This window comes from Bradyrhizobium yuanmingense (assembly GCF_900094575.1).
In the GTDB taxonomy this organism is placed as follows: Bacteria; Pseudomonadota; Alphaproteobacteria; order Rhizobiales; family Xanthobacteraceae; genus Bradyrhizobium; species Bradyrhizobium yuanmingense.
Genome location: NZ_FMAE01000014.1, coordinates 16,575 through 33,259, shown reverse-complemented (window position 1 = coordinate 33,259; position 16,685 = coordinate 16,575). Strand labels below are relative to the sequence as shown.

The following is a 16,685-nucleotide window of genomic DNA, read 5'->3' as shown; positions in this document are numbered from 1 at the left end:
TTGCTATTCGCGTCCCCGCTGAACTCGCGCACGTCACCGCCGGGTCAGCGACTTTCCGTCAAGCCGAGCAACAATGCCTGGCTAGCGCAGATGCGGCGGATCCTTTCAAAGAGATCGCCAAGCTCAAGTCCCTCGGGTCACGAGGAGTTGGTAGCACAATGGCGGTTGCGATGATCAGAAGAATATTAACGTAGATAGCAACAGATTGAGCGCGTCTTTAGTCTGGGGTGTGTGCGTGATGCTTGTCGGGTTATGAATGTATGACAGTCCGACCCCTGCATATATTCCCGGAGCGAGATGGGCGGTATATGTTGCGGTGATTGCTGTTGTGTCGCGATGCGCAAGCTGCCCTTTGGCGAGGGCAGCATCCACCGCAAATTTGCTCCAGCTCGTGTTGCTAGCAACGAGTGCAATCAGATCACTGGGCCGACTGTCAAATGCTCCCCTCGCGTAAAGACGAAGCTCAGAATACCGGCTGATCCTGTTCAGGTCCGGCGGAGCTTCCATGATGGAGAAGCCGCCATAGATGCCGCGAGATGGGATCCCATCGGGGTCGTTCTGCCAGAACTGCCTGTCCGCAGCGATGTAGTGAAAGTTATTCCCGCTTTCCCTCCCTCGCTTGGGATCCGTCAAACTCGTGTACCGGCTGGTGTTGAAACCAACGCCCGCCCGCAGCCACGTATCGGGTACGCCGGGAGCTGCCTTGCTCTTGTAGCCGGCTTCATCAATGAGAAGAATGCCTGCATGGGGCGTGCTCCAGTTCAAGCCCGTGGGATTCTCCGTTATCTGGACATAGGGACCATCTGGGCTAATTGAGCGCTGGACGGAGACCTTGTTGTACAAGCCACGGTCAAAATTGTACTTCAGGTTGACCGCGGGCGTCGGTGCGGCATTGGTGCTCATGCCCCCCTGGAACAAGGCAGACATGTTCGATCCTGTAATCCCTCCGAACAATGTGCCGGTGAATTCATTTTGGTTTCTGAGATAGCCGAGTTTAAGCTCTAGTGTCTTGTCGAAGAAAGTCTGGTAGTAGGCGAGCGTATTGAGCCCCACTCGATCTGGTCCCGGGCGATCCCACGTCCAGTGTTGCTGCTCGGCCCCTATGACAATTTGTCCGTCGGAAATGCCAAGCCGGCTGAGATCGTAGGTGACGATCATGAAGTTTGCCGACGCGAAGGTCGGATTCTGGCCCATATAGAGCTGGTTTGCGATAGTACTTCTGGCGGCATTCGGCAGCAGGTTGTTTGCAAAGCTGTTGTGTGTCCAGCCGATGTAACCGATGCCGACATCTGCAAGCGCCGATCTAACGCCGCCCTTGTCCTGATCGATCGTGTCCACAGCGCCGGGTATGTTGAACCACACTCCTTTTTCACGCAGATTGTCGTACCGTGCGAAGGGATCGACCGTCTTTTGCGTTCTAGTCTGAGTAGCTCTGTCCGCACGAGCGCGCTTTTCGAAAGGCGCGCCGGGATTTGGTGCTGGCGCCGGGGCACGAGGGCTGGTTGCCAGGCCCATCCGGAGCTTTTCGGCCGGATCAGAAGCCTTTCGTCTTTTGCTGGCCTGATCCACAGGGTGGCTCCTAGGATCAAACCCGCTGGCGGTTTGTGCCAGTACGGAATTGTCGACCAGATAAGCTGCGAGCGAAACTGCGATAACAAGCCAATGTTGCTTTCCTCTCGGCTTTAAATTAAAGGAAAGTGCTTTGGCCGCCGGGTATCCCCACGGCAAACTCGTCTCAAGAAAGCGATCACGCACGGCGCAGCTTGCTTTCATCTTTCCCGGCCATGAATAGATTGCGCTGCGGCCTGATTGGCGAACGGTAAGCTCTCAGGGTTTTCTCGTTCGAGGGCGAGGACGGCGAGCTGGATCTCGATTGTTCCGACAAGAACCATCCACGCCTTGTAAAGCTGTTAGCTCGCGACGTGATGATCCGCTTCGCAACCACGGCTATGAACGAGGCCGGTGCGCCGAGAGCCAGCCCCGAGCGTTGGTTCATCAAGATGCTAATCACGAGCGCGCAGCGCCTCGCTGCAATGGGCACGAAAGCGTTGCGAATCTCCACTTTGCTCACCGTGAGTCAGCCGATTTGGCGGTGAGACCAGGCTTCACGAAGCGCTTCATCGGCATCGTTGTCACGGAAAGACGAGACAATCGCCAAGCTCGCCGAGGCGCGCCTTTGAATTTGCGCGTCCGGCAATCACACCAGAAGGTCTAACCGGATGGCCCAGGAGGCCGGAGGGAACAGCCATACAGCGGCTTTGCCGCCTATCTGCGAGCACGTTGCTGGCTCTGTTACCGCGGTTGTCAGTGCAAAATCTGTGTTGCATCGGAGTCCATAACGTGCGCGGCGTTCGTTGGTCACGCTTGCCATCTATCCGTCATCTCAAGCAACCCGCCGGAATTGGGAGTTGAACAGTTTGCAATGATAGCTAGTCCGATCGGCCATTGCGGGTCGGCCGTTCAGCCGTTGTGCCTATGTGGCGTGTCCCGGATGAAGTTTGTGATGTCGTCAGGCCTGAGGCGAGGCTGCTCTATCCAACACAATGCAGGAAGCCGCGGACGATTTGCATTCGTGCGACGCTCGAGAAAATCTGCAAGATTCTTCTGAATGAGCAAAATGCTGGGCCATCGCCATGGCCAAACGACGACCACCAATGCTCGCTGCGGGACTCTATCATGGAGAACGAGCGCAAATTGTCGAGTTGCTGAAGGGGATAGCATCGAAAGCAGGAGCAGCCGATCGGGAAGGTGGCCGAAATTGCTTATTGTGGACGCTAGTAGCCCTTAGAAGCGCGTCAGCATCGTAGGCTCTCACGTCGACAAAGAAACCTGCTGGGAGGGATGTTGAGGGAGGAGCAATGGAGTCGATTGCTCAAGCGGCCGGTTCAGACGTGCGGCCGCTCCTGCATAGGCCGTCAAGACGGAATCTCGCGGTTTTGGTGCTGCCGCTTGTCCTCGTCGGCTCGCTTCTGGCGCGTGGCTTTGGGCCATCTTGAATAATTTGTCGAGTCGCCAGAAGTGCAGGAGGTCGCTTCAAAGATGAGCCCGTCACCACGGGAGACAGGTTCAGTCCGAGATAAGGGAGGCGCAACAGAAAGCTGACGATGAGATCGCGGAACTCAAGCGCCGGGCCGTTGCCCAGCGTGATGACCTGAAAGGGATCCTGGATCAGATCACGATCCTGACCTCGCGAATCGACTCGCTGCAGAGTTTAACTCCTCTCCCATCTGCTGCTCCCGCGACTGCTTTGTCGGCAGCCCGGGCTGTTCAAGCAGCGCCAGGAAACCCTTCGGCCGGTCCAAACCAGAAGGGCCTGTTTCTCTCGGAGGCGCGCCAATGATCGCAGGACCGAAGAAAGCCGAGCCTTGAGGCCGAGACTGCTGCAGGTGTACTCGGGTCTTCAACTCCGCTCGAGGCGTGGCTTAGCTAATGGGGGTACGGTCGAGATAAGTGTCGAATGCGGCAGCAACCGCACGAACGACGAACCGATGCTCCTGCTTGACCCGAATTAAACCCCCTTCAACGTCCACTATCCCGTCTTCGGCAAGCATTCCCAGCCGGCCTGCAGAATTGAGAAGAGGAATCGGATCAAATCCGTGAGCAGCACAGATCGCTGGTATGTCGGCGTGCAAATCGCACATTAGACGCTCGATGATTGCGGCGCGGAGGCGATCTTCGGTCGACAGGCAATAGCCTTTTGAGGTTGCCAGGCGGCCGGCTCGAACGTGTTCGTGATAGGAAGTGGTTGCGATCTCGTTCTGCACATAACCCTCACGCAAACGGCCGATCGCGGAAGGACCTAAGCCGATTACGGTTTTGCAGGTATCAGCCGAATAGCCGAGGGAGTTGCGGCGCAGTCGACCAGCTTTCTGCGCTAGGGCGAGCTCGTCGTTGGGCAGGGCGAAATGGTCGAGCCCGATCTGGTGGTAGCCGGCCGAGACCAGAGTATTTGCAATGGCCGCGGCTTGCTCAGCGCGGGCAATATTGTCCGGCAGCGACCTCTCATCGAGCTGGCGTTGACGTTTCATATAGGAGGGGACGTGAGCATAGCCGAAAACTGCAAGCCGGTCTGGCCGCATGGCCAGAGCTGTCCGCGCGGTGTCCACGCAGGACCGCACCGTTTGATGCGGTAGTCCGAAGAGAAGGTCGAAATTGATGCGGTTTATCCCATGCTGGCGTAGAGTTTCGACGACAGAAGCCGTCAGCACCTCGCTCTGCGCGCGGTTGACCGACCTTTGAACTATAGGATCGAAGCTTTGCACGCCGATGCTCGCGCGGCTGACCCCGGCCGCTTGTAACGTTTCGACCATCTCGGGCGTGACCCCACGCGGATCGATTTCTATGGCGATGGTAGCTGATTTTTTGAACGCAAAGCAGTGGCGCAGGAGTTCCATCAAGGCGAGAAAATCGCTCGGTGCAATGGTCGTCGGCGTCCCGCCGCCAAAATGCACGTCGCTCACCGGCAGAGCGCGCGGCACTTGCTCTGCGACCAAGCCTATCTCCTCTCGCAACTGCCAAGTAATTGCGGACCGGTCGCTCGCTGCGAGTGAGGCTTGTAGGGAAGCCGCGATACCAACAGATAGAGCGACAGAACGGAACGTGGATGTAGAGCGATACGGGCTCGTCGGGCGGCAGTCGCCTCAGCCATGTCTCACAAGTCTCGGCACCGACCATCGCGGAGAAATCCGGTACGGTTGGATAGATGGTGTACCAAGGCAGGCGAGCATCGCAATACTTGTTCAGAAGGGAGGTCTGCAAGTCCTAACTTTCCAATGCTCAGGCCAGCATAAAGCTGACGAATACCCTCTCTAATGTCTTTGCGATATGTCAAACCCGCCTAGTGGTTTCTGAGATCTGGTCCCGTTTTCGATGTTACTGCAAACGCGGCTTAGGGGCAGGGTGAGGGAGTGAGAGTCGCTCGTTGGCGGCTATCTGAACGTTTAGGATATGAATTTCTCATGCGAGCACGGTCGAAGCGACTAGACGTGCCCGACGAGCCTGCGCAACGTTCAATCGCTCATACGAGGGCACGTCGTTTCCGCATTCGCTGAGGGCTGCTCATTCTGCGACGAAAACAGGGATTGCAGGTCTCACCAGAAGCAGCTGAGCTGGCGCAGATTTTCAAACCGGTTTTTCCAAGCAAAAGCCGATTTGGTTGCTCACAGGGTTCAAAGGATGCCTCCCGTCAAAGGCCGGCGTGCCACGGAAAGACAAGTTGCTTGCTGGATGAGAGCGAGAGGAGCGCAATAGTACAACGTGACGCGACGTGCGATTCAAGTCTGTCGGCGCAGCCGACGAAAGCTCGCTTTGATCTCTAGTATCGAAGCATAAGCCTCAATTCCGCCACGCTGCTTGTCTCATTGCCACAAGCATCATCACGGATGTACTGATGATGTTGGGGCGAACCCGGCGCACTTTCAGCCCCCCGGCCGAGTGCGTCGGGGCGCCTTGGTTCGGCGGCGTCTGGTTCCTGTCTAATGCAGCTCACCAACTCACAACGGTTGTGGACGTTCTGCTGATGGCAAAGCGAATTCTGGCCAGATACATCAGATGTAACACTATCTGTATGGTCTATTCTGCGTGACCAGCTGGGTAGTTTTCTTTGGAACATAGCCTTTGCAGCTATCGATCGCTGCCAGACGCGCATATCTACTCCGTTAGCCTTCATTCGCGTCGCGTCGATGTGATGCACCTGCAGCTCTCAGTGTCACATAGGGCGCCCGGTCAGGCGTCGACCATCCAGTCACTATGTTCTCGATGCTGCGAGCTCGAGCCGTCTATGCAGGATCGGGGTGGAGAGCTTGCGGCTTTTCATTGCATGAATGCGTTCCCATCCTGGTATTCCAGTCCGGTCACAATGGATTGAGGAAGTTTGTGGTTCGGTAGACCAATCGAGCCTGCAGATGCTCTTACGCGAATGCGAGCTGAGCCTACCCAGGCGTCGAGGAGATTGCGGCAACCGCTTGATCAGGCGAAAGTGGGTGCCCCACCCGACCTCTGTTGTACAATGCAGTGGCATACCAACGAAAGTTATTAGCAACAGAAATGCAGTACCACCCGCCTCACCAACGCTCGCATAGAGCAGCGAGATGATCGCGAAGAGCGGAGGCTAAGCTCTTGGCCGTTTTCCACCGAGCCCTTCATAAGTTGTGCATCAGGTGCGGCCTAGTTGTGTTCCGCAAGGGGCTTAAGTGGGATGGCGCGGCCGGAGCTGCAGTCAGGTCAAGGTCCTTAACGAGCGTCGTGTGTAGACCGTCCCATCAACTGCCGAACTTTGTACTTGACTGGGCTGGAATAGGGCTGCGCTTTTGGCCCTGAGAGGGCCGGACTCAAGGGGCCGCCGAGGTAAGCTGCATTTCTTGCTGTAAGTCACCTCGTGTCCCTGCTTCGCAAATGGTGCTGTCGCCTTCCCTACCAATGTCATGATTGCCGTTTTTGTGGGATCAACTCGCGAAAGAACCCCGACCGCAGGCCGGGGTTCCGATTCACGCAGCCGCGTGGAGGTCTCTATCTAGCAAAGGGCGAGCCAAACTTGTAATTGAGCCGTGCCGTGATGAGATCGACATCCTGGTGGACGCGATCCGTACCAAGAGCCGCTGGGAAGCTGATGTTGCTGCGCTGCATGAACAAGTGGTTATACTCGACGCCAGCTGACCAGTTCGGCGTGAGGCTGACTTCGGCACCGGCGCCCAGCACGCCACCCCAACGCACATCACTGCTTTTGCCAATCTCGGTGCCAGTAGCCAACGAGTTGACCTGATAGGTGTTGCTGGTCACCGCAGCACCACCCTTGCCGTATAGTAGCACGGCATTGAACGCGTAGCCGATATGGCCCGTGAGTAGACCGAATGCATCTGTCGTGGTGCCAACGGTGCTTGCCGGAAAGGCGGTGCTGATATTGGAGCCGCTGAAGTCGGCCCAGTTGCCCTGACCTTCGATGCCGTAGACCATGTTGAAGATGTGCCAACGATAGCCAATCTGGCCGCCAATGGTCCCGCCGGTCGAATTATGGCAGCCCTCGGGAGTGGCGCCATTAAAATCCCAGCAATTGTGGCTCGTTCCCCAGCCGCCATTTGCACCGATATAGTAGCCGGACCAATCTGTAATCGGGGCCGCGGCCGGCAGCGGTGCCGCTTTGACCTTGACAGGCTGCCCGGCCAAGTCCGTGCCGAAGGAGGGAGTGGCCGCAACGAATGCGCCGATGCTTGCAGTCAGAATTAGAATGTTTTTCATTCGAGTGTCGTTTCCTTTCGGTGCCCCCCGGCGCCGTGCGTTTATCAATATGAACGCGAATTGCTGTAACTGCCGCACAACATGTCTTGGAAAGAAATGTGTCCAATCGTACGCGGCGTTAGATTGCGGAGCGCGCAAAATGCCGCTGCTCCACATCCATCGAGACGCTGCGGCCCGGCAGTGGTGCCTCGCGGGGCCCTTCTTTGGACACGAGCCGTTCATGATGACGTCGATGCGACTGCAAAGTTGGGAGGTGCTTGGCTCCTTCTGTTGCAAACCGGCAAACCGAGGCCGCGCTTACACACTTCGTGTATGCTGACGGCTCAGGCAGATCGGTAATGAAGGCCTTGATTACAGGCGCGCCGGGCAGAGCCTCAGTAGAGGAAAGTCTGCTCGACCACGCTCTGACGCGATTTCTACGCATAGACCCGTTAGATGTGTTTACCCAGCCAGACGCTCCCAGCGGTACGGCTGCAAGCGCTCATTGCTCCGTCGACGGCGCGAGTTCAGCACGCAAGTTGCGTATCGCCTCATTTGCCAGATTGAGAGTATTCCGTTCGCCTTTTCTTATCGAACACTCAAGGTAAGTGCGCAATCGTCTATGAAGGACGGCCTTGAGATTATGTGCCAGCAAGGGATCCTTCTCGACAAAGCCCCAAGCCTTGTCAAATGCGACGCTCACGACAGCATCTGGCACCTGCACTTGGTCGGAAGAAAACTGATCCATCTAAAACACTCCTCGACATCCTGACACAAGGGAGTACCCTCCCAAAAGCTAACCGAGATTTCGTGACGTGTAGCAAGCAAGACATCAGCGTGCAGACCCCCCATCGAGCTGCTCTCGGGCTTCAGGGAAGTTTATAGATCGTTGTTGAAAGTCGGATGACCGAATGTCGTATTGCCAGGCGCAGTCGAATAATTCTGAAAGGAGTAAAACGAGCAGGATTCGAGCGCGCTTCTTTACCGTAGTGCGCTGTTGATTGGCGTCGACAATAAATTGTGGATATTCGTCCTGCAATCGGAAGATCCGCGCCAGGCCAGTCACGACTAACCGGACGTGAGCGGCCCAACCGCAATATGGTGATCTCGGAAGCTATGTGAGGTTCTCGGATACGGACAGGTGGTGCGCGCCGCGTCTCAGCGCCACCAGTGCGCGGCGGACAATATCGTGGTGCCTCGCGGAAAGATTGCTAACGTGCGGAGAGGCTGATCGCCCTGTTCCGAGCATTAGCTTTGAAGGGTACCACACATCCAACATGTCGTAGCTGCCTTATCTGGTAGATCTTGATCGGAAGAAGAAGCACCACATCTCCTAGCAGGCCGTTGAAAAAGGCGCTCGCCGCCGACCGGCGGCCGTGATTCATTGGCTCCGACGAGATTCGGAGATGGTGCGTGCGCGGCGGCGACTATCGAGCGGGCGAGCTGTTCAGCTACGTCGACCTGGAGGCGCGGGTGCGGGATAATCATCCGCTACGAGCGATCCGGACGATTGGGAACGAAGCGCTGTCGGCGCTGGAGCGCGAGTTTGCCGCGCACTATTCGCCGATTGGGCGGCCGTCGATCCCGCCGGAGAAGCTGCTGCGGGCGATGCTGTTGCAGGCGTTTTATTCGATCCGCTCGGAGCGGCTTCTGATGGAGCGACTGGAATACGACCTGCTGTCCGTTGGTTCGTCGGAATCGGCCTTGACGACGCAGCCTGGGACCATTCGGTGTTCTCGAAGAACCGCGACCGGCTGCTGGAAGGCGACATCGCGGCCAAGTTTCTGGCGGCGGTGCTGGCGCAGCCCAAGGTGAAGAGGCTTCTGTCGAGCGATCACTTCTCGGTCGACGGTACGCTGATCGAGGCCTGGGCCTCGATGAAGAGCGTCAAGCCGAAGGATGGCTCCGGCGAGCCGCCAGCGCCCGGCGGCGGGCGCAATGCCGAAGCGGACTTCCATGGGCAGAAACGCCCGAACGACACCCACGCTTCCACTGATCCCGATGCCAGGCTCTATCTCAAGCGGAAAGGCAAGGAGACCAAGCTGTGCTTCATCGGGCACGGGCTGATGGAGAGCCGCCACGGCCTGCTGGTCGACGCTTGCCTGACGCAGGCCGACGGGCATGCCGAGCGAGTGGCCGCGCTGCACATGATCGAACCACATGCCGACCGGCCGACGGCGATCACGCTTGGCGCCGACAAAGCCTACGACGCAGAAGACTTCGTCAACGAACTGCGCTCGATGAACGTGACGCCGCATGTTGCACAGAACACCAGCGGCCGTAGTTCCGCGATTGACGGACGAACGACCCGGCACGGCGGCTATGCCGTCAGTCAGCGCATCCGTAAGCGCATCGAGGAGGCATTCGGCTGGATCAACACGGTCGCCGGGCAAGAGAAGACCAGCTTCCGTGGCCGTGATCGCGTCGCATGGGCCTTTACCTTCGCTGCCGCCGCCTACAATCTGTTGCGACTGCCCAAGCTGATTGCGGAGACCGGCTGATGGCCAAGGTGCCCGGCTTCGCCAAGGCCTGTGTCGGCCGCTGGCGCATCGTCGAGATGGACGTCTGGGACAGCGACTTCCTTGATCTTGTCGAAGAGGCGCATCTCACCTTCCAGGGCAAGTCCGATGGCGAAATCGCCTTTGGGGCTCTCAAGGGCTTCCTGGACGTGCGCTACGGCACCCGCGACGGATCGGCCTGCGCCGAGTTCTCATGGGAAGGGCACGACGAGAATGATCCGGCCTGTGGTCGCGGATGGGCTATAATCGGCACTGCGGGCAGGCTCGTCGGCCACTTCTACATCCACAATGGCGACGATTCAGCCTTCGTTTGCGAACGCGGCTGAGTTCTTCAACAGCCTCCTATGGCTGCTTTGGGAATCGTATCTGATACATGTAGCGAGTTCGAAGGTCGGCGCAGGGAGCGGTCGGAAGCGGCGATAGCCGTCCGGTGTCTCGAACGTATGTGTTGGGTTGCGCTTCCGCGCTACCAGCTCTTGGTGGCCACAGGCGTCGAGGAACAGCAAGGTCTTGCTAGATCCGAACGTAATTGCGTCGTCCGCGGCGCGAGATAAAGCGAGCCTTGCTCTCGAACGTCGTCACGAGCAGTTGCGATATAGAAAGCCAGCGGAAGCGACCCGCTTGTGGGACGGGGAGCCCATAAGCCGCATACCTCCATCTGGTGCGGACGACATTGGCACGATTGTCAGTCCAGCGATAAACGTTCGGTCAGCGCCCTCAACCCAGAAAAAGCCAAATGAAAGTTCAGTCCGCCGCCGCACGTGAAAAAATCAGCTTGGCGATCGTCATTCGATTGACGGAAGTTCGGAGCGCTGCCGGTAATGCTGCCACAGTCTGATCGAAGAGGCGTCCCAAGAACTGAAGGTCCTCGGGCTGGTAAACGCCACGGTCTCGAAACAGTCGCATTCGTCCGTCACCGGTGCTCGTATCACCACGCTGGCCGAGCTCCAGCTCCGCCGTAATCATTTGGCCTATGAGTGCATTGAGCAGTCGGATCGCTTCGAGCTCGTTGCCTTCTTCGCGCATGAGCGCGGCCACGATGTCGAGTTGCAGGTCGATGCGATCCTCGAGATCCTGTATGCGTGAATTGGAAGGGTCAAGTTTCACGGTATTTCTCCAAAGTGGTGAAATGCAAGACAGGCGGAATAAGGGTAGTCGTTTCCCGTTCGCCAGACGCCGGATGCGTCGGCCGACAAATCGCTGTTGCACAGGAGGTGCGCACGCTCCCCAAACAGGGCGGCACACATGTCCCGCGACAGGATCGCAAAGGGGAAGTGGGCGTATATGGAAAAGCCGACAAGCGTTGTAGATGGCCCGGAAGTCTATTGGACCGTAATCGAGCCGTCCGGCGTGTCGGATAACTGCAGTGACTCCAGTCGGGGTCACACAGGTGGTTGTACTGCCTTGCTTGGAGCCGCGGCGACCCGGCTGGATTGTTGATGCTATCGGCTCTGGTCAGAGCGAAAAGTCCGGCCCGCACCGGTGCAAAGGACAGTTCACCTGCCCGAGTTCTATGCTGCGGACGCATTTACCTTCGCCGAACAGTGCGCGTGAAAGCTGTCTTCTTAGAGCCGCCAAGTATCATCGCAAAGGCGAGAGACGACAACGTGATAGGCTGCGCGCCCGCCTGCGGTTGCTCATCGCACTGCATTGGTGCCCCGCGTGTTTCGCTGTCAAACATTGCGTGATGCAGCCACGACAGACGCGAATTGAGCTGCGACCAACCTGCAAAGAGCCATTGTCACGAGACATTCGTGGACTGTTCTTTCCGTAATCCGGCGTCGACTTATGCGGTGTTTGGGTTGAATTAGTACAATCGAAAGTGTTGATGGGATGCATCCAGTTCGTTGATAGCGCCCGCGAGCAGCCTCACTGCCTTCATGGGAGCCGGTTAACTGGTTTTTCCCGCGGTCTGGGCTCAGAGCATAAGGGATGTCGGGCAGGGTTGCTGATCCGTTGATCACCGATCATGATTGACAAAGAAAAGTCGCAGGGCTGCACGTTTGCGAATAGCTTTGAAATGGAGCCGAAGAAGCTCTGCCGTAGTCCCGAGCCGAAGAGACAGACATGCAATCTCGGCGCCGACGATCCACCAGCTGTGGTTACCCGCAATACCCGGCTATAGCCTATGTAATGGGCCCTGATTGCTTCATGCCGTCCCGCTCTCTCTTCCCTGCGTGGATCCGAGCTTGCGCGATATGATCGGTACAGGAGAATGCGTCAATGGCGATCCGGCTATCAGTTTGATCGAAGTAGCGAACGCGGCCCCCATCTGAGCCATTGCGTGACTGTAAACTCGTTGGCTTCGCGTTCCTCGTCCTGAACCTTCAATCGCTTGGCGCAGAAAGGTCATGCCTTCAGACCCGCCAGAACTGTAGTCGACCGCTCAGCGGTCCTGTGCTGCCGGACGGATCAGGACAACGGGGCTGCTAATTGTCTATCATCGGACGTAGCACCTCCGTCAGCTCGACCCTAGCTAGCTCTGCGAGCGCCGCCGCGAACGCGAAAAACGCTCCGAAAGCAGCAAGTATTAAAGAGCTAGCGAGTATCGCTGCGATAACGTTCTGAGGGCGTCTCGTCATTCGTGATACATTGCGTTTGGAGCCGGCGGTGCGTGCCAATCAGTACTTCTTGACACGTTCAACACGGCCGTCGCGCCAGCGGTAGACCAAAAATCCAGAAGCCGAGTTGTCTCCCTTTTTGTCGAACCGGACCGGGCCAATTACGGTGTCGACCGGCCGTGAACGAAGTGCGCTGGCGACCCGCGTAGCATGGAAGGAGCCGCTCCGGTTCACCGCCTCTGCCCAGGCTTGCACAGCTGCATAGGCGTATAGTGTGTAGCCTTCACCGGACAGGCCGGAAGCTTTGAGTCCGGCGACCACGCCGGCCGCCTTGGCACTCCCGGCGGGATTGGGCATGAAGGTAAACAATGTGCCATTCCCAGCGCTGCCGGTAATCGCCCAGAATTCAGAGGTCATCAGCGGATCGTTTGCCATGACTATGAAGTCTGCTTTTGAATCTGATGCCTGGCGCACAAACAATCCGATTTCCGTATGATAGCCGCCGATATAGGCGACGCGCACTCGATCCTTTTTCATTCTTGAGACTAGCGCTCTGAAGTCCCGTTCACCTGCAACATAGCTTTGCCGACTGACTTGTCGTCCGAATCGATGAAGCTGGGCTTCGACCACGTCGGCAATGCCCTTTCCAGCAGTGCTCTTGTCGTCGAGCACCGCGATGTTCTCGTTGGGATGGTTCACGTGAATGTACTCGGCGGCAACTGTTCCCTGTTGGTCGTCGCGGCCGGAGATCCGAAAGACAGTCTTAAGGCCGCGCTCTGTTAGCTGAGGAGTTGACGAGCCTGGTGACACCTGAACGATGCCTGCTTCAGCGTAGATGTCGGAGGCCGGGATCGACGAAGAGGAACAAAAATGGCCAACCACCAACAGGACGCGCTCTGTCGCGAGCTTATTCGCAACTGCGACAGCTTGCCTTGGATCGCAGGCGTCGTCAGCGACCCTCAATATAACTTTGGCATTATCCGGAAGTAGGCCCCAAGCGTTCAAGTCCTCAACCGCCGCAGCTGCACCATCGCGCATTTGCGCGCCGAACGCGGCGCTGCTTCCAGTCATTGGGCCAGCCACGGCGATCTTTACTTCAGAACCGCGCGCAAGCGGGGCGGCGAGAGCGCAGAAGAGAATCGCCGCACTTGCAACAGAAGCGCGCTGCGTATTTGCAATTGTATAGCCTTCAATGCTCACTGAAGTGATCCCAAGTGGTTGTGATCAGACACCCCTGCAGGTCAAGGCTGCTCCAAGCCAAACGTGCGTTGGTTCGACCAGCTTCCAATTTCCGTAGAGTCTACAATTTGACGTTACGTGCGGATCAAGCCGTTTTAAGGGGCATGGGTGCGTCAGGAGCGCGCATCGGCGGGCCATGACCATTTGTTCGCTTAAGCTCGTAAAGCTTTCAGCCCGCATCAGAGCGCGGCCGATCAACCTAGCATTGTCAGGTTGCCTTCAACCGACGTGTGGAAACGGCCATGAACGGGTCAGTACGGCTAATCCTCCAACCCGCCAAGGGCGAGATCGAGATATTGCATCAGGCAGGGATCCCAACCAGCCAGAGCGCGGGGGGCGCTCAGTCGTGCAAGTACCTTCAGGATCATCGAAACGCGTGAATCGGCGCCGGCGATTTCGCTGATCAGCAAGCGTGCTGCAACTGCGACAGCCTTTGCGCGCTCACCGCAAGGGGGCTCGCGCCGATCCATGCAATCGCGAAGGTCGTCACGGATTCGCCGCCACCGGTCCTCGCGCTCTGAAGCTAAATTGCAGATGCATGGGGACGTTTGACTACGCGTCTCGACTCGCGACATTGCACTCAGAGTGGCAGGCAGCTCATCCACACTTACTTGCGCCTCGCCGTCGATGGTCATGTTGCGCAAACGGTCGCGCAACAGAGTTGCTCGAGCGACTTGAAGTTCTATGCGCTCTAAATGTTTGCGCAGCAGGTCCGTGAGAGAAGTCGTGCCCTCCATGGCTTTACGGATCTCGACAAGTGAGAAGCCAAGCTCGCGCAGCGCGCGAATCTGCTGAACCCGCTGCAGGCTTTCGCGGTCATACATCCGGTGGCCGCCGTCAGTACGCTCTGTGGCTGCTAGGAGTCCTGTGTGCTCATAATGGTGCAGCGTGCGTACCGTTACTCCGGTCGCCTCTGCAAGTTCGCCAATGCGCCATCGACGCCTTCTTGGTGTAGGTTTGTTCATGTTGTTCAATTTTGAAGCCTACAACCTGACGTCACGTATGATTCAAGCTGCTTCTAAGCGTCAGCCTGAATCGTCTTCCATTCTCCAGCGCGAGAGTGGTGACTATCCTTAGAATGGCGGCGGATCAACCCTGAGGGGAAAGGGTGATCAACAAGTTCGCAAGGCATGCCAGTTGAGTCTCGCCAGCCACTGTACGCTCCAGGATGAGCTTGGCGATTGCCGTGCGATTCTCTGGACTCCGCATCGATGGGGGTAGCGCGTCGATGGCGCTGTCATAAAGTCGTCCGAGGGCAGAAAGCTCTTCTGGATCGAACACGCCGCTGGATAGCTTCAACCTTCAGCTCCTTGTTTGAATTGGGTCCAGGGCAGCGCAGGTCGTCAAGACGTTTGGCTGCGGTAGGGCCAAAAGAAGTCATACCTGCGGCGCAGAGCGATGGGGATGCTGTGTACTGTAGAGTGATGCCATAGCGCCACACGCGAGCGCGGATGCTTGCTTCGTCTTTATGATCGACGACCTCTATGCTCACGATGCATTGTGTTGCGACTCCAAAGAAGCCGATCGCCTCCATTCATCGGGAGCAACTACTAACCCGGAGAGTTGACGAGAGGATCCCGTGCCGGTCCTGCCTTCTCGAGAGACGGGATTGGCGGCCGCCGTTGCAACGTAAACGCCTGGCCTAAGCGCGAACCTGCTGCTCCGTCTCTAAAGCCAGGCCAACACTCTGCGTTTGTGACATCTCGCCTAACCCCAACGCGCGAAAGAAAATCAAGAACGTCTCAAGGACCCCGCGCGCCCGGAGGGTCTTTGTCCCGGGACGAGGAGAGCAAGGCAGGCAAAGAAATAGTGTGTAAGTGTTGGAATTTGAGGTTCGTAGACTTCACGAACGTCCTTACGGCAACGGCGAGACGGATTGTGCGAATTTTCCGGCACTGCCCGCTCCTTCCGGAGTGCTGGTGACGGGGGGCTCTTGTGCAGTTGCCATGCGCGTGGCCTCCTCGAACAATATCTCCCGTATCCACAGGCTTTCCGGGTCATTGTTGTGAAGTGCGGGCCATTGGACCGCTTCAGTGAAGGCGGGGAATGGATCCGGAAGCTCGACAATCTGAAGAGGCATCGTCTTTTGGAAATGCCTCACGAGCCCTAATGGCATCGTGCCTATGCGGTTCGTCCCAACAAGGAGGGGCGGGATCATGCTGAAGCTCTGCACGAGAATGTCGATGCGCCGAGTAGGACCGAGATCGATTAAAAATGATTGCTCAACTGGCGCGTGGGGCGCGCCTCCGTGCTTAACTGCAACGTGACCCATCGACACATATCGATCGAATGTAAGCCCGCGTTGTAATTCCCTGTTCGTGCAGCAGCCTACGCAGACGAGTCTCTCCTCAAATAGGGCCGCCCTGGGGTGCGCGCTGGACATGAGAGAATCTGGCAGGATAACAAAATCGACTTCGCCGCGGCGGAGGAGCTCCTCGTGCTCAGCGGTCGGCGCCGCCAGTTCGAAGCTGACGGTGGGGGCTTCTCGTGTGACGCGCTCCACGACATTTTTTAAGAATACAACTGTTATGAAATCAGAAAGGGCGATCCTGAACCGCCGGCTCGATCGAGCTGGATCGAAGACATCTCGCGCCATAATTGAGAGTTCAATGTGCATCAGAGCCTGGCGTACAGGAGCTGCGAGCCCTTCCGCGCGCGAGGTCAAGACAAGTTCGCGCCCCCTCATCCCAAACAGTTCATCGCCAAAATATGTGCGCAACCGGGCAACGGCTGCGCTCATGGCCGGCTGACTGAGATTGATGCTACGCGCCGCTGAGGTGAGATTGCGCTCAGTTATCAGAGCATCCAGCGCAACGAGAAGATTTAGATCCAGACCTTTGAAACGCATCTCTTCTTATCCGGCGCAAACGTCCTTGCTGCGAAAAAGCGTGCGGTGGCGGCTGCGTCTGGAGCAATCGTCCTGGCTCGCCCGAATGGACATCGGCTCAACCCTGCCATCACGACAAGAAGCTCGCGAAATGACCACAAGAATGGACGGCAAGCGGTAAGCCGATCGGCCGTGGCGGGAAAGCTTCAGGAACCTCCAAGCTGATCCGTCTCGCCGGTTTCGGCCGACCACGTAGCTGGTCCGTTCAGCTCGCTGATGGCAGATCATCCCAGCGTCCGTGAGCGCCGTGAGGTCCCCAAAGCGCTC

The 16,685-nt window shown here is 57.5% G+C and carries 9 protein-coding genes and 2 pseudogenes; 2 read left to right on the top strand and 9 right to left on the bottom strand.

The window, feature by feature from the left end; translation table 11 throughout:
• Positions 1 to 174: 174 nt before the first annotated feature.
• From GA0061099_RS34280 to GA0061099_RS34255, 4 genes and pseudogenes are all read right to left on the bottom strand, one after another.
• The gene (locus GA0061099_RS34280; RefSeq protein ID WP_081493062.1) at positions 175 to 1,773 is read right to left on the bottom strand and encodes a carbohydrate porin; all 1,599 of its coding nucleotides are present in this window, start codon (positions 1,771 to 1,773) and stop codon (positions 175 to 177) included.
• Between the two features lie 1,649 nt (positions 1,774 to 3,422).
• Positions 3,423 to 4,758: pseudogene (hemN, locus tag GA0061099_RS34270) on the bottom strand (oxygen-independent coproporphyrinogen III oxidase).
• A 1,749-nt stretch (positions 4,759 to 6,507) separates the two neighbouring features.
• The gene (locus GA0061099_RS34260) at positions 6,508 to 7,233 is read right to left on the bottom strand and encodes an outer membrane protein (RefSeq protein ID WP_036030669.1); all 726 of its coding nucleotides are present in this window, start codon (positions 7,231 to 7,233) and stop codon (positions 6,508 to 6,510) included.
• A 481-nt stretch (positions 7,234 to 7,714) separates the two neighbouring features.
• On the bottom strand, positions 7,715 to 7,960 hold the full coding sequence (locus GA0061099_RS34255; RefSeq protein WP_036030671.1) for a hypothetical protein: 246 nt from the start codon (positions 7,958 to 7,960) through the stop codon (positions 7,715 to 7,717).
• A gap of 665 nt (positions 7,961 to 8,625) precedes the next feature.
• Between GA0061099_RS34255 and GA0061099_RS34250 the strand changes: the two are divergent.
• Together GA0061099_RS34250 and GA0061099_RS34245 are read left to right on the top strand one after the other, a co-directional pair.
• Positions 8,626 to 9,713 (top strand): annotated as a pseudogene (locus tag GA0061099_RS34250) (IS5 family transposase).
• Positions 9,713 to 10,057 carry a hypothetical protein gene (locus GA0061099_RS34245; protein ID WP_036030673.1) on the top strand — a complete coding sequence of 115 codons (345 nt, stop codon included), beginning with the start codon at positions 9,713 to 9,715 and terminating at the stop codon, positions 10,055 to 10,057. Before GA0061099_RS34250 ends, GA0061099_RS34245 begins: the two are co-directional and overlap by 1 nt.
• Positions 10,058 to 10,475: 418 nt before the next feature.
• Here GA0061099_RS34245 and GA0061099_RS34240 read toward each other — a convergent pair whose 3' ends face one another.
• From GA0061099_RS34240 to nodD2, 5 genes are all read right to left on the bottom strand, one after another.
• Positions 10,476 to 10,838 (bottom strand): hypothetical protein, encoded by a 363-nt coding sequence (locus GA0061099_RS34240; protein ID WP_036030678.1) that lies wholly within the window; start codon positions 10,836 to 10,838, stop codon positions 10,476 to 10,478.
• A gap of 1,514 nt (positions 10,839 to 12,352) precedes the next feature.
• The gene (locus GA0061099_RS34235) at positions 12,353 to 13,492 is read right to left on the bottom strand and encodes a branched-chain amino acid ABC transporter substrate-binding protein (protein WP_225114804.1); all 1,140 of its coding nucleotides are present in this window, start codon (positions 13,490 to 13,492) and stop codon (positions 12,353 to 12,355) included.
• 299 nt (positions 13,493 to 13,791) lie between these two features.
• Complete coding sequence (locus GA0061099_RS34230) at positions 13,792 to 14,496, bottom strand: MerR family transcriptional regulator (RefSeq protein WP_193375216.1); 705 nt, start codon at positions 14,494 to 14,496, stop codon at positions 13,792 to 13,794.
• Between the two features lie 124 nt (positions 14,497 to 14,620).
• The gene (locus GA0061099_RS34225) at positions 14,621 to 14,830 is read right to left on the bottom strand and encodes a hypothetical protein (RefSeq protein WP_036030681.1); all 210 of its coding nucleotides are present in this window, start codon (positions 14,828 to 14,830) and stop codon (positions 14,621 to 14,623) included.
• 556 nt (positions 14,831 to 15,386) lie between these two features.
• Positions 15,387 to 16,379 carry a transcriptional regulator NodD2 gene (gene nodD2, locus GA0061099_RS34220; RefSeq protein WP_036030685.1) on the bottom strand — a complete coding sequence of 331 codons (993 nt, stop codon included), beginning with the start codon at positions 16,377 to 16,379 and terminating at the stop codon, positions 15,387 to 15,389.
• Positions 16,380 to 16,685 lie beyond the last annotated feature (306 nt).

Coding starts and splice junctions, on each gene's coding strand:
- GA0061099_RS34280 (WP_081493062.1), bottom strand. CDS start 1,773: ATGAAAGCAAGCTGCGCCGTGCGTGATCGCTTTCTTGAGACGAGTTTG.
- GA0061099_RS34260 (WP_036030669.1), bottom strand. CDS start 7,233: ATGAAAAACATTCTAATTCTGACTGCAAGCATCGGCGCATTCGTTGCG.
- GA0061099_RS34255 (WP_036030671.1), bottom strand. CDS start 7,960: ATGGATCAGTTTTCTTCCGACCAAGTGCAGGTGCCAGATGCTGTCGTG.
- GA0061099_RS34245 (WP_036030673.1), top strand. CDS start 9,713: ATGGCCAAGGTGCCCGGCTTCGCCAAGGCCTGTGTCGGCCGCTGGCGC.
- GA0061099_RS34230 (WP_193375216.1), bottom strand. CDS start 14,496: ATGAACAAACCTACACCAAGAAGGCGTCGATGGCGCATTGGCGAACTT.
- nodD2 (WP_036030685.1), bottom strand. CDS start 16,379: ATGCGTTTCAAAGGTCTGGATCTAAATCTTCTCGTTGCGCTGGATGCT.